We start from the raw sequence: 15,080 nt of genomic DNA, 5'->3' as shown, positions 1-15,080 counted from the left end.
CGATTAGAATGTGATGCTCGCCCCAAATGCGAATACTTTATTCTGCGGATGAGTCACATAACGTCCTGATGTTGCACCACCGCTTGATGAAACACCACGTTCGGGATCTAAACCAGGGAACTTGGAGAATGTGAGCAGGTTATCCGCCGCAAAATAAATGCGAAGGCCAGAAATACCAGCTTTGGACAAGGTGCTCTGTGGAATAGCATAGCCTACCTGAATATTTTTAAGGCGCAAGAAGGATCCATCTTTTAAAAAGAAAGTCGATGCAGTCCGTACATTATTTGCCGCAGGGGTATTTTCAGCACCCACTATTGGAAGCGATGCATTCGGATTCTCTGGAGTCCAAGCGTTCATCCAGTCGCGAGTGAACGTTCCGCCTTGCCTAAAGGGCACGATTCCCCACTCACTCACAAATATTTTTTGTCCCTGGGAACCAAAGAAAAAGGCTGTAAAATCAAAATTCTTCCAAACAGCCGTCGCATTAAAGGAGTAATCGAAATCTGGATACGCTCCAGGCACGACAATTCGATCATTATTGTCCACAACTTTATCGCCATTAACGTCAGCAAATTTCAGATAGCCCGGTTGTGCCGGAATCTGTTGCACTGGAGAAGCTGCCACCTCTTCCTTTGAACGGAATATGCCCGTGTTCTCCAAAAGGTAAAAACTACCATAAGGTAAACCTTCCCGGATAATGGTATTGCCCGAGATACGTTCGGCCCCATATTTCATCACCTTGTTGCGATTGGCCTGAATATTTCCATTGAGGGTCAAGGATACCGCTCCAATTTTATCACGGTATTGAAGGCCGAGCTCTATACCTCTGTTACGCAATTCACCATAATTTACGGTCGGTGCAGTCAATCCAATATAAGAAGGGAAAGCTGTAGATGCAGATAAAATATCGGATGTTACTTTGTTATACCAATCGAAAGAAGCGGTCAATTTGTTGTTCCATAAACCGATATCTACACCGAAATCCAAGACTTTGGTACTTTCCCATTTGATCCGGTCATTGGCCATGGCTACCTGACGAGCTCCCTGTTGGAGCGTTTCATCAAAAGGATAAGCAAAAGAGGAATTGTAAACAATCTGATATGGGTAGTTACCAATATTTTGATTACCCAATGTTCCAATGGAGGCTCTTAACTTTAGTTCATTAACAACTTCTTTCAATTTCGGACCAAAAAAGTTCTCATCCGAGACTTTCCAACCACCAGATAATGAAGGGAAAAACGCCCATTTTCTATTTTCAGGGAAACGTGAAGAGGCGTCATAACGTGCATTCCCTTCGAGTAGATACTTGCCTTTATAGTCATAGTTTAACCGACCATAATAAGACCTCAATGACCACTCATTGGTGACACCATTATTTGATTGTTGTCCAGCTCCGCCACCATCGAGCTCAAGCAGGTCATTGTTGGGAAATTGCAACCTACTTCCGAACAATTTTTGTGTTTTATTATATTCTGCCTGGGTTCCTGCCAGTACTTTCAAGTTATGATTTCCAAAAGACTTATCGTAAGTCAATTGCGTATACCCTACTGGATATACATTGTTGTCGTCTGTTACTTCTAGCCCCTGACCACCTACATCAAGTTGTCTGGCGGGTAGGTCATCCGGTTTGGCGAACCACATGTATTGATTAATCACAGGTTTGTTGGTATAATTTTTTGTAAAACCATACGTCAACCCGCCGCTCGTCTTCCAATCCAGTCCATCCAATATTTTCACATTTAAAAAAATATTGCCTTGCATAAAATAATTGTTCAGCCTTGTAAATGCATTTTCGGCAACTGCAACAGGGTTTTTATTTGGGGATTGAAAAGGATATGCCCTAGACGAATAACGACCACTACCATCGGGTAATACAGGTCCATAAAGTGGTGATTGACTAATGGTAGACAAAAACTGATCTTCACTACCGTTTCTAGGATATTTCCGATCCCCATAATTCAAGGTGATACTTGAACCAAAACTTATCCGATCATTTATTTTAGAGCCTAGGTTAAGCTGTAGATTATACTTTTTAAAAGAAGTCCCGATCATAATATCAGGCTGATTGACGTAGCCCAATATAACGTTGTAATTTGTTCCTCCGGCACCACCGCTTAAGCTTAAATTGTGCGTTTGCACCGGGACAGTTCTAAAGACAGCATCTAACCAGTTAAAATCGGGATATAATCTTTTATCTGTTGCATTTTTGTAGGCATCAATCATCTCCTGGCTAAAGGAAGCATTTGGATTTGTGACACCCGAGTTTTTATTTGCCTGATTATACAAGGTCATGTAATCAACGGAATTATATACGAGGTCTGGAAGAGCTGAGGCCTTGGTAATTCCGACATTATAATCGTAGCTCAGTTGTGTTTTTCCAGCTTTACCCTGTTTTGTCGTCACAAGAATGACTCCATTTGCTGCTCTTGCCCCATAGATAGCAGCTGAAGCGGCATCTTTCAATACGGTGATATTCTCGATTGCTTGGGGATTCAAATTTTCCAAACTACCGGGGATACCATCTACGATAACCAGTGGAGCAGAAGAGGCGCCGTAGGAACCCAATCCCCGTACCTGGAGATTCACATTTTCATTCCCCGCTTCTCCCGATCCTTGGGTAACACGAAGTCCGGGCATGCGACCTTGCAGTAACTGCGTTGGATTTGTAGCGATACGTTTGTTAAGCACCTTTCCATCGACAGCAGCAACAGCACCCGTTAGATTACTTTTTTTCTGGGTACCATAGCCTACTACAACCACTTCGTCAATCAGGCTACTGGACTCCTGCAGTACAAGATTAATGTGATCTTTCTTATCGACCTGGACTTCGGTTTTCTCTTTGCCTACCAGCGAAAATATCAGGACATCAATATCTCGCGCAAGAATCTGATAATTGCCGGCCCCATCGGTTACAGTGCCGTTTTTCACCCCCTTTATTTGTACGGTAACCCCCGCAAGAGGCTCGCCTGTTGAGGAGCTTACTTTTCCGGATATCTTTATTTGCGACTGGGCAAGCACCGCCGGTGCAGACATGCTCATCAACGAAAATAAAAGCAACCCCTTACCTACCGTTTTGGTCATCGGTGTTATCATAGTTGTTTTGGTTTATTTGGTTATTTAACGAAGTAAATGAACTCAAATATCAAAAATCGTTTACAGCAAAAGGAGTATTTTTTGTTCAAATTAGTGGAATAAATGGCTTCATTCCTGATTTTCAACACAATTAAATGGTTTTTTAAAAAAAAGAAAAATAAACCCCTTGGCAGCTGCTAATTTTTCTTCCAACAATCGATCGGTTGATCTTCAAAATAAGCTAGCGATCTGCCAGAGCATCCTACAACGCTAGAGATTATCAATTTTGCAATAAAATCGATATATTGCCCACAAATCAATTTAAAGTGAGGGAGTCGATGACAACAAAAAAATATAGGAACGTCTATATCTTTTGGTTTTGCAGCATGTTATTTTTTTTACTGCCCGAGGGTTACTGTCAAACAATCATACCCACAGGTACGCCTTTTGTCAAACAATACAAAAAAGACCAATACAAGGCTGGAAATCAAAACTGGTCTTTGGCAGTCGACAAAGATGGTCGTATTTATAGTGCCAATACCGAAGGTCTATTGCAGTTCGACGGACAATATTGGCGCATCTTTCCGCTTCCTAATCATTCCACGGTACGAAGTGTCGCAATCGGTAAAGATGGCAAGATTTACACCGGTGGAAGAGGTGAATTTGGCTATTGGACTTCCAAACCCTTTGGAAACTTGACTTATCAGAGTCTCTCTAAGCTGGTACAGGACAAAACCTACTTTCCAAACGAAGAAATCTGGAAAATCATTGTTGAAGACCAACGGGTATTTTTTCATACATTTTCGAAATCCTATATCTGGGAAAACAATCGTATACGGCAATTAACGGCTAAAGGTGAGCCTTTTTTATTTCCACATCAGCTCAACAATAAATTATTTTTTGAACAACTACCAAGTGGTCTGCATGAATTTAAACAGGATAAATTAATTCCTGTAAAAGGAAAAGATGTCTTGAAAGACAAAAATGTACTTGCCATCTTACCTTACGACGCAACGACTTCGCTTATTGCGACCTCGCGAAACGGCCTCTACCTGATGAAAGCCGATGGAACAATCCTACCCTGGGCTGCTCCGGCAAATCAGCTCTTAAGCCAGTCACAAATAAACAATGGCTTATACCTCTACGATGGACAATATGCTTTTGGCACCATCCAAAACGGTGTTATTATCATCAATAAAAATGGGCAGGTCATTCAACATATCAATAAAAACAATGGTCTCCAAAACAATACTGTACTCAGCATTGTCAAGGACAATCAGAAGAATATCTGGGTGGGACTTGATAATGGCATTGACCGCATTGAAATCAATTCCCCATTATCATTTTACACTGATTTTGTCGGAAAAATAGGTACCGTTTATACATCGATCATCTATCAGGGAAAAATCTATCTTGGAACTAATAAGGGCTTATTTTCAAGTGAATGGAAGGGATTGACCAATTACAATTCATTAAATTTCTCTCAGATTCCAAATTCAAATGGTCAGGTTTGGACATTAGCACAATTTGGTGATGAGTTGATCTGTGGACATAATGACGGAACCTTCAAATTAGATAACGGGAAGCTTGAAAAGATCTCGCAGATTACCGGAGGATGGGTTTTCAAACCTATTTTTGGAACAAAAAATATTCTTCAGGGGAACTATACAGGCTTATCGAAATTCACGTTCGATGGTATACACCTAGCGTTCGTTCAGCAGTTCACAGGCGTTAAAGAACCGGTTCGATTCTTGGCGCAAAAAGATAACCATGCCTTTTGGATTGGCGATTGGGGACAGATACAACTACTCGGACTTGATGCGAATTTCCAGCAGGCAAAGATTTTATTTTCCTCCAAACAGGATAGTATTGCTTCAAAGAGGCAATTTACGGGGATTTATCCCTTAGAAAATAATCTTGTATTTGCTACAGACAGCGGATTTCTCCAATTCGACAATATTGTGAAAAAATTCAGCTATGCCAATGAATTAAACACAGCGTTAGGCAGCTATAAAAATTCAAATAAGGTCATACCGATCAATACAAACAGCTACTGGTTTATTCAGAAGACTAAAATTGCTAAAGTAGATTTTGACAGTAAGGGCGAACTACATATTGACTCCAATCTGCTCAGTCCCTTACAGGATCGAATGATGAATAACTATGAAAACATTCTTCCGATTGAAAACCAATACTATCTCATTGGTTTAGATGATGGATTTGCGATCTACCGTCATGCCGATAAATCACAAAAATACAGGTTGCCACTTCCGCAAATAGCGCAACTTGTCAACTTGACAACAGGCCAGGCTATTATCCCAGATTCAGCGTTTAAACTATCATCATCGGACAATAATCTTAGAATTAGCTTTTCAAGTCCATATTATTCGACTTCGCCACTTCAATACCAATATTATCTCGAAGGTTACTCAGACAATTGGTCCGAATGGAGTGAAACTGCCTATCAAGATTTCACAAATCTACCTTATGGAGAGTTTCAAATTAAAATCAGGGCGAAGGACAATATGGGGTCAGTTTCGGAAGTCCAGACATTTTCATTTACCATTCGGCATCCATGGTTTCTTTCTTGGTGGGCGAAGTTATTTTATACACTCGTCCTGATAACGCTCATCTATTTAGCTTACAGGTTTAATCTTCAACGGGAGCGCAAGCGTCAGTTTCAAATACGGCGAAAATGGCTAGAAGAGAAAAAGATTGCCTTGGAACGCGAAACAGAGCAAAAAGAAAAGGACTGGATTAAACTTAAAAACCAGCAATTAGAAGATCAGCTTCAATTAAAAAATAAAGAACTTGCCAATGCGGCACTCAATATCGTTTACAAAAATGAGATGTTGAACAATTTACACGCCGAGCTCAAACAGCTTAAAGATGCTGATGGCAACAAGCTGAGTTCGGATGAATTGAAAAAGATAAACAAGCTTATCGATGATGCCCATAACGACGATCGTGACTGGCATATTTTTGAAAGAAGCTTTAACGAATCACATGAGAATTTTTTCAAGAAATTGAAACAAGAGTTTCCTGATCTCGTCCCCAATGATCTGAAACTATGTGCCTATTTAAGGCTCAATATGTCGAGTAAGGAAATTGCCTCATTACTCAACATTAGTACACGCGGTGTCGAGATTAGACGCTATCGACTACGCAAAAAGTTAGGCATTCCAACAGACAAAAACCTTTCTGAATTCCTGATGGAACGTTAAATTTTCATCACAGACACTACATCATTACCACACACGAGCTTTAGTGTATAAAACACACTAAAGCTCGTATTATTTCAGCAAAAACAACAACACAAAATACTGATTATCAAAAATATAAAATACAACAAAAGGTAGCCTGAGCAAGCCGAAATTTCATGTAGTAGTGATGTGAATATGTTAAATTTTGGCAAAGTTGTACTACATCAACATATTTGCTTCAGGGAAATAACCAACGTATTTTAAACAAACACCAAAAATTAACGATATGAGGAATCTATCCGCATTATTTTTGACATCCATGGTCGTATCGGTTGCCTATGGACAAACTTCGGTACAAGGAGTGGTCAAAGATGGCACAAGCATGATATCCATGCCTGGCGTCACCATTAGTATCAAAGGGAAAGCAGTATCTACAAAAACCGACGCAACGGGGAAATTTCAAATCAATGCCTCTCCTACCGACTCACTGGTCTTTAACTTTCTGGGTTATCGCACACAAACGGTATACATTGGTAATCAAACGCAACTCAATGTATTCTTAGAAAATCAAAATCAAGCATTGGAAGAGGTTGTTGTTATCGGTTATGGTACACAAAAGAAAGCAGATATGACCGGATCGATCAGCTCCTTGAAATCATCTGATATCACGAAGCAACCTGCCATGTCGGCCATGCAATCCATCCAAGGTAAAGCTGCAGGTATCAATATTATTGCAAATGAAGCTCCGGGGTCATCACCCAACGTTATTGTAAGAGGTCTGGGAACAGCTCTAGGCGGAAGAAATCCACTCTATATCGTTGACGGTATCGCACAGACGGACATCAATAATATCAATCCGTCCGATATCGAATCCATGGATGTTTTGAAAGATGCATCTTCGGCTTCAATTTATGGTCTTCGGGCCGCAAACGGTGTGATCCTCGTGACCACGAAGAAAGGTAAAACTGGGACTCTTAGTATTAATTATGAAAGTTATGCTGGGATGAAGAAGATTCTTAACCGGGTTAAGATGGCTAATGGAGAACAATTCCGGACTTTCTTTAATGAAAGTCAAAAATATCAGGATCAAGATAAAAGATGGTTACTGTCAGAAAATCAGCATAATGATACCGATTGGTATGATGAATTAATAAAGACGGGAACTGTCTTTAATAATGCCGTCAATATATCGGGAGGAACTGAAAAAGTAGATTACTTTGTTTCAGCAAACAACTTTACCGAAAACGGTATTCTAGATGGCTCAAAATATGTTAGAAATACGATCCGAAACAACAACATCTACAAGTTTTTGGATAATAGACTTAAGTTTACCCAAAACTTGAATCTCACCGTTACAAATGCTACACCAAAACCCAATGGAGCTTTCACAACAGCCTACAAACAATCCCCATTGGTTCCTGTAATGTATGATAACGGGCGTTATGGAAAGGGTATTGTAAATCAAACTACCGGTGTTGTTGGCTATGAAAGAAATCCCGGTGAGATCGTTGGTAATATAAACTCTATTGGAAATCCGGTCTACGAAGTACTTAGAAACAATGAGAAAATCAATACATTAAGACTACAAGGTAGTTTCGAAGGTGAGTTTAAAATTACAGATTATTTAAAAGTAAACTCCCGTATTGGTGGAAATAAATTCTACTCGAGAAATAGAGTTTTTTCGGATATAAAGGATGCATGGCTCAATGGTGATCCACTTCGTACAGCGCAACAATTTGAAGAGTTTAAAGCGAAAAACACCGAATCCTTAGAGTATGCTAATAATAGTTTGAGTTATGAGACTCTGGAACAGTTCCGTTGGTCTTGGGAGAATTTCTTAACATTTAACAAGAAATTTGACAAACATAGTGTCGAAGCTGTCTTAGGTATGTCGCGTGAAAAGTATGACATCAACAGCATGATGAGCGACAAAGGTTATGATGTCCCTCAAAAACCACAATACTGGAGTATAGATCATGGTTCGGGCGCATATAAAGTGGAAAGCAGACAAATCTATTATACCCCGCGTGCCTTGGCATCTTACTTCGGTCGCGTTCAATATAATTACGACAGTAAATACTATTTAACAGCTACTTTACGTCGTGACGGTTCAAGCGTATTCCGTAACACCGGAAAATATTGGGGTACATTTCCATCCATTGGTTTAGGATGGACAGTAACAAATGAAGGCTTCATGAAGGATGCTACATGGATTAATTTGTTGAAAGTTCGCGGAAACTGGGGTAAATTAGGTAATCAAGATATCCCGTTAAATATTTCAACCATATTAACGAGCCCTACAAGTTCTTCTTACAACTATGTATTTGGTCCTGAGCAAAATATGGTATTTGGAAGTGCGTACGGCACACCGGCAAAAAACTTAAGCTGGGAGGTGACGGAAGAAACTGGCGCCGGATTGGATTTCGCATTTCTAAACAACCAACTTTCAGGTTCCATAGACTATTATCATAAGATGAATACCAATGCGATCTTGTTGGTCACACCGACATACACCTCTGCCTATGAAGATAAGTTTTATGATCATGGCGCAAAAATCCTAAATCAAGGTGTGGAAGTCGCCTTAAATTGGAACAAATCCATTTCTCCAGAATTTAGCTATTCCGTCGGTGTAAATTATTCTTACAACAAAAACACGGTTAAGGAGGTTAAAGCGGCTTACGATGGGGACCAAGGTGGAAGTCTTAACAATGGTGAGCTTACAAAACAGCTTCGTGTTGGACAGCCAATATACGGATGGTGGATGTATGAAATGAACGGTGTTTGGCAAAATCAAGATGAAATAAATTCAAATGCGCGACAAGGATCTCCAAAACCAGGATATTTGCGTTATACAGATGAAAACGCTGATGGCGTTATTGACTCCAGAGATCGTAAATTTTTCGGATCGTTTCTACCTAGTTCTACTTACGGTATTAATTTAGGAATTAATTACAAAGCGATCGATTTTAACGTTTCAGGATATGGGGTAGCGGGCAATAAAATCTACAACGGGATGAAAAGTACGCGCATCAATGGCGGAGAAAACATCGCTTTAAGTACTTTTGAAAACCGCTGGACAAAAGAAGGTTCTACGAACTCACATCCCGGAGCAGAAAGAGATTTTCTACCTTCCAACTATTATCTAGAATCAGGCAGTTATTTTCGTATAAATAACATCACATTGGGCTATACTTTTAATAATCTTTATAGTTCTAAATCAAAGCTACGTTTGTATGTGACTGCACAAAATCCGTTTATCTTCACCAATTACAGTGGTTTCTCTCCTGAAATTGCGGGAGATGGTAGTCCAAATCTAACTTCTGGCATAGAGCTATCAGCCTATCCTACAACGCGTAATTTCCTATTCGGACTTAACATGCAGTTTTAATCCTTTTAAAAATCAACGTAATGAAAATCAATAAACTTTATATAGCAATTCTACTTAGTGCGGGGATCGCACTACAGGGTTGCAAAGACAATAATTTTTTGGATGTTCCTTCTAGAGAAAGGGTTGAGGCCGATGATAGCGAAACTCCTTATACCCCAGAGCAATTCGTAAATGGTATCTACGGTATGTTTACGGAGTGGGACTATAGCTTCTCTTTCTTAGGAATCACTGAAATCATATCGGATAACGCTGACAAAGGCAGTTCATCCACTGATGCGGGAGGTGATAAGTTGCTTTTGGATAACCTGACTTATACCTCAACAGCTGGTTCGTTCCAAGCCCTTTGGGTTAGATGGTACAAATCAATCGGTCGTGCTTCTCAAGCAATTGAATTTATTGAAAAAGCCGGACTGACAGATGCTGCTTATAAAAATAGATTAATTGGTGAAGCTCGGTTTCTTAGGGCGTTAAATTATTTCTACCTTGTACGTGGATGGGGTGATGTGCCTATCCAAGACCGTGATTTGATAAAGAGAGAACCCGCAGCTGAAGTATACGCCTACATTGAAGCAGACCTACAATTTGCTATTGATAACTTGCCCGTCAAATCTGCCTATGCAGCAAAAGATTTGGGCCGAGCAACCAAAGGTGCTGCACAAGGGCTGCTATCGAAGGTATATCTGTACCAAAGTAAATGGCAACAAGCTGCTGATATGGCAAAAGCTGTTATTAATTCTGGGGGCTATAGCTTAGAAACTGATTATGCAAAAATCTGGCGATTAGAAGGGGAAAATGGTCCCGAATCGCTCTTTGAATGGCAGGCCCGAGGTAGTTCAATTGCCCATGGCATCCAACAATATAGTCAAGTGCAAGCGCCTCGTGGAGGAGCGGTCAACTTAGGCTGGGGTTTTAATATCCCAAGTCAAAATCTATTGGATGCATTCAATGCCGAAAAAGATAATATCCGCCGGGATGCTACAATTATTTTCAGAGGTGAAACCCTCTATGATGGCCGTCTGATTGACAATGGTGTAGAAAACCCAATGTATAATGAAAAAGCGTATTCCTCAGCAAATGGAGGTGCCGCTGACGGTGATAAAAACGTACGTTACCTCCGTCTGGGTGAAATTTATCTTATCCTGGCCGAAGCCGCAAATGAGGTTGGCAATAGCAGTGAAGCGCTGAATGCATTGAATACCGTGCGCACACGTGTAAAATTAGCCAATGTAACGACAACCGACCAAGCGCAGCTCCGTCAATTGATCTGGAAAGAAAGACGTCTTGAATTGGCATTTGAACACGACCGTTGGTTTGATTTGGTGCGTACAAAACAGGCAAAAACAGCCATGGCTGCCAATGGAAAAACTTTCCAAGATAAAATGTTGCTTTTTCCAATTCCGGAGAATCAACGTATCCAGACACCAGAAATGCCTCAAAATACCGGTTGGTAATCATTTATACAAAATAACTCCGTTCAAACGACCTATGGTCGTTTGAACATTTTTTCAAGAATTAAACAAGATATCCATGAGAAAACGAATAGCATATCCAGCGCTTAGCGGTATAGCTTTGGCGCTTATTCTCAGCAGTTCGTGCCAAAATACAACGACGAGCAGTCCAGAAAGTTCCTCAAAAATTGATTCAACCAGCGGAAGCAAGATCAATGAAGATTCGCTATTGACCACTATTCAGCAACATACATTTCAATATTTTTGGGAGGGCGCCGAACCAACTTCTGGTCTCGCTAGAGAACGCATCCATATGGATGGTGTATACACCCAAAATGATCGTAATGTCGTGACCATAGGTGGTAGTGGCTTCGGACTCATGGGTATGATCGTCGCGATGGAACGTGGTTTTATCAGCCAGGAACAAGGCATTCAAAAGTTGAATCACATCATGGATTATCTAGGCAAAATCGAACGGTTTAAAGGAGCTTGGGCACACTGGTACGATGGAGAACTGGGTACAGCGAAACCGTTCAGTGAAAAAGATAACGGTGGCGACATTGTTGAAACGGCTTTCTTAGCGCAGGGATTAATCGCAATTCGGGAGTATCTAAAAGATAAAGGTGATTCCGCCCAACTAATCGCTCAAAAAGCAGATAAGCTATGGAAAGAAATCAATTGGAATCACTATACAAACGGACAAAATGTTATTTATTGGCATTGGAGCCCTAAATTTAACTTCCAGCAAAATCATCCCGTCAGAGGATATGACGAGTGTCTTATTACCTATATTTTGGCAGCCTCTTCCCCTACTTATCCGATTGCACCCCAGGTGTATCACGAGGGATGGGCAAGATCTGGTGCAATTAAAAGCTCCGCTAAAAAATATGACATTCCACTCGTGCTAAAGCACAATGCCAAAGAAGGTGAAGTGGGCCCGCTCTTCTGGGAACATTACTCCTATCTAGGATTGAGCCCCAAAGGATTAAAAGACCAATACGCAGATTATTGGGAAGCGACAAGCAATCATGTTAAGATCAATTTGGCATACGCAGATCTGAACCCAAAAGGTTACAAAGGTTATGGTTCAACGAAAGGTTGGGGCTGGACGGCCAGCTATTCCATCAACGGATACGATGCACATCATCCAGACAACGATCCTGGTGTGATCTCCCCTACAGCGGCTTTATCGTCTATGCCCTACGCCCCACATGAAAGCATACAGTTTGCACAATACTTAAACAATCAGCTCGGCAATAAAATCTGGGGTAAATATGGCTACTATGATGCCTACAGTGAAACGGCAAATTGGTATCCACAACGTTATTTAGCCATCGATCAGGGGCCTATTATTGTCATGATCGAAAACTACAGAACCGGAAAAATCTGGGACCTATTTATGCAGGCTCCAGAAATTCAACAAGGACTAAAGAAACTCGGTTTTACCAGTCCTTATTTAAAGTAGTGGCCTATGGAATCATTTTCAATCCGTCACACGTTGAAAATGGTTCCTTCCACGAAAAATAACAGGACATCTGATCAAGAAAACTCAGGGATCATCTTGAGCACTTGACATAAACTTACCCTATTGCGCGGAAAGCAAAATCCACGCGCACAAAAAAATAATACGATGAAAAAAGTAGTAGGTACTTTCCTTCTTGCATTGCTCGCCTGGCATACAAGTCCAGCGCAATCCAATCCGAAAATGGACACATTCATTGATCAGCTTATGGCTAAGATGACTGTCGAAGAAAAGATTGGACAACTTAATTTGGTAACCGGTGGCGAAGCGACAACTGGAACCACTGTATCCACCGATGTGGATACCAAAATTAGAAACGGCCAAATCGGTGGTATTTTCAGCATGAGCACACCAGCGAAAATTCGCAAAACGCAAGAAATAGCCGTCAAGCAATCCCGCTTAAAAATACCCATCATTTTTGGAATGGATGTCATTCACGGTTATCGTACGGTATTCCCAATTCCCTTAGGTCTTGCTGCTACCTGGGATATGAACTTGATTCAACAATCGGCACGTATTGCCGCCGAAGAAGCTACCGCTGATGGAATTAATTGGGCATTTTCGCCCATGGTCGATATCTCGCGCGATCCACGCTGGGGCCGTATTTCCGAAGGTGCGGGTGAAGATACCTATCTAAGCTCGCGAGTTGCAGAAGCCATCGTCTATGGCTTCCAAGGGGATAACCTGGCAGCACATAACACCATGATGGCCTGTGTCAAACATTTCGCCTTATATGGTGCAGCCGAAGGTGGTCGTGATTACAATAGCACGGATATGAGCCTTCACCGCATGTACAACGAATATCTACCTCCTTATAAAGCAGCGATAGATGCGGGAGCAGGAAGTATCATGACTTCTTTTAACGATATCAATGGTGTCCCTGCCTCGGCAAATAAATGGTTAATGACGGATGTGTTACGTAAGCAATGGGGTTTTAAAGGATTAGTCGTAACTGATTACACTGCTGTAAACGAATTAACAGCACATGGCCTCGGTGACCTCCAACAGGTCTCGGCCTTAAGCCTGAATGCTGGCGTTGATATGGATATGGTTGGTGAAGGGTTTCTGACGACACTAAAAAAATCTTTAGATGCGGGCAAGGTCAAAATAGCAGACATCGATAGGGCCTGCCGGTTTGTTTTGGAAGCCAAGTATAAATTAGGCTTATTTGACGATCCCTACCGCTATTGTGACGAAAAACGGGCAAAAACTGTAATCGGATCGGCTGCCAATCATGCCAAAGCCCGGGAAATTGCAGCAAAATCTTTTGTCTTGCTGAAAAATGAAAACCAAGCACTTCCATTAAAAAAAACAGGTACAATTGCTGTCATTGGTCCATTAGCCAATTCAGGTCCAAATATGCCCGGAACATGGAGTGTCAGTGCTGAATTGGACAAAACAGCCTCTTTAGTGGAGGGAATGAAAGCCGTGTTGGGTAATCAAGTCAATATCCTCACACACCTGGGCAGCAATCTGTTGGAAGATCCAATTTACCAAAAGCATGCAACCATGTTTGGCCGTACCATAACACGCGATTCCCGAAAAGAAGAGGAGATCATCGCAGACGCTGTAAAAGTTGCTCAACAATCCGATGTGGTCGTGGCTGCCCTTGGTGAATCATCAGAAATGTCGGGTGAAAGCTCCAGTCGCTCCGAATTGGACATCCCGAAAAATCAACAGAACCTATTCAAAGCATTACTGGCAACAGGAAAACCAGTTGTATTGGTGTTATTTACGGGTAGACCACTTACGCTTACTTGGGAAGATGCTCACGTACCAGCCATATTAAATGTGTGGTTTGGCGGAACGGAAACAGGAAAAGCAGTAGCCGATGTCTTATTTGGGGACGTCGTTCCTTCAGGTAAGATTACCGCCACCTTCCCACGCAATGTTGGTCAGATTCCGATCTATTATGCGCATAAAAACACCGGTAGACCCTACGGAAACTCGGGCGATTTTGAAAAATTCAAATCAAATTATCTCGATGTAAGCAATTCCCCACTCTACCCTTTTGGTTATGGATTAAGTTATACGACGTTTACCTATGGTGAAATTCGTCTTGACCGCAACACAATTGACGATAAAGGTACGCTACAAGCAAGTATCGACATCCGCAATACAGGAAACTATGATGCGGAAGAAACCGTGCAGCTCTATATCCAGGATGTTGTTGGTTCTGTCACGCGTCCTGTAAAAGAATTAAAATGCTTTCAAAAAATATTCCTCAAAAAAGGAGAGCAAAAAACGGTAAACTTTAACATCAAAGTAAATGATCTCAAATTTTTTGACAACAATCTGAATTACGTTGCCGAACCAGGAACTTTCAAAGTCTACATTGGTCCCAACAGCCGTGATGTCAAAGAAAAAGAGTTTGAATTGCTTTAAATCTATTGCATCTCTATAAAAAAACAAGGCGACACTTCGAAAATAAGTGCCGCCTTGTCTAT

6 protein-coding genes are annotated in these 15,080 nt (G+C 41.2%); 5 read left to right on the top strand and 1 reads right to left on the bottom strand.

Features of this window, described 5'->3' with window-relative positions; genetic code table 11:
• Nucleotides 1–3: 3 nt before the first annotated feature.
• Nucleotides 4–3,093 (bottom strand): SusC/RagA family TonB-linked outer membrane protein, encoded by a 3,090-nt coding sequence (locus B3H30_RS22500; protein ID WP_286710323.1) that lies wholly within the window; start codon nt 3,091–3,093, stop codon nt 4–6.
• 365 nt (nt 3,094–3,458) lie between these two features.
• On the opposite strand from B3H30_RS22500, the gene B3H30_RS22495 reads away from it, so the two are divergent.
• From B3H30_RS22495 to bglX, 5 genes are all read left to right on the top strand, one after another.
• The gene (locus B3H30_RS22495) at nt 3,459–6,296 is read left to right on the top strand and encodes a helix-turn-helix and ligand-binding sensor domain-containing protein (protein ID WP_175442036.1); all 2,838 of its coding nucleotides are present in this window, start codon (nt 3,459–3,461) and stop codon (nt 6,294–6,296) included.
• A gap of 265 nt (nt 6,297–6,561) precedes the next feature.
• Nucleotides 6,562–9,663 (top strand): SusC/RagA family TonB-linked outer membrane protein, encoded by a 3,102-nt coding sequence (locus B3H30_RS22490; RefSeq protein ID WP_070569539.1) that lies wholly within the window; start codon nt 6,562–6,564, stop codon nt 9,661–9,663.
• A 20-nt stretch (nt 9,664–9,683) separates the two neighbouring features.
• Nucleotides 9,684–11,114, top strand: coding sequence for a RagB/SusD family nutrient uptake outer membrane protein (locus B3H30_RS22485; RefSeq protein ID WP_070569536.1), 1,431 nt, complete (start codon nt 9,684–9,686; stop codon nt 11,112–11,114).
• A gap of 76 nt (nt 11,115–11,190) precedes the next feature.
• On the top strand, nt 11,191–12,576 hold the full coding sequence (locus B3H30_RS22480) for a glucoamylase family protein (RefSeq protein ID WP_070569531.1): 1,386 nt from the start codon (nt 11,191–11,193) through the stop codon (nt 12,574–12,576).
• A gap of 165 nt (nt 12,577–12,741) precedes the next feature.
• Nucleotides 12,742–15,018, top strand: a complete 2,277-nt coding sequence (gene bglX / locus B3H30_RS22475; protein WP_286834860.1) for a beta-glucosidase BglX — start codon at nt 12,742–12,744, stop codon at nt 15,016–15,018.
• The last annotated feature ends 62 nt before the right edge of the window (nt 15,019–15,080 follow it).

This window comes from Sphingobacterium sp. UBA7038, from assembly GCF_002494055.1.
GTDB classification, from domain to species: domain Bacteria; phylum Bacteroidota; class Bacteroidia; order Sphingobacteriales; family Sphingobacteriaceae; genus Sphingobacterium; species Sphingobacterium multivorum.
Note: the sequence above shows the minus strand (reverse complement) of the source record. Positions and strands in the feature narration are given on the sequence as shown.

Coding starts and splice junctions, on each gene's coding strand:
- B3H30_RS22500 (WP_286710323.1), bottom strand. CDS start 3,093: ATGATAACACCGATGACCAAAACGGTAGGTAAGGGGTTGCTTTTATTT.
- B3H30_RS22495 (WP_175442036.1), top strand. CDS start 3,459: ATGTTATTTTTTTTACTGCCCGAGGGTTACTGTCAAACAATCATACCC.
- B3H30_RS22490 (WP_070569539.1), top strand. CDS start 6,562: ATGAGGAATCTATCCGCATTATTTTTGACATCCATGGTCGTATCGGTT.
- B3H30_RS22485 (WP_070569536.1), top strand. CDS start 9,684: ATGAAAATCAATAAACTTTATATAGCAATTCTACTTAGTGCGGGGATC.
- B3H30_RS22480 (WP_070569531.1), top strand. CDS start 11,191: ATGAGAAAACGAATAGCATATCCAGCGCTTAGCGGTATAGCTTTGGCG.
- bglX (WP_286834860.1), top strand. CDS start 12,742: ATGAAAAAAGTAGTAGGTACTTTCCTTCTTGCATTGCTCGCCTGGCAT.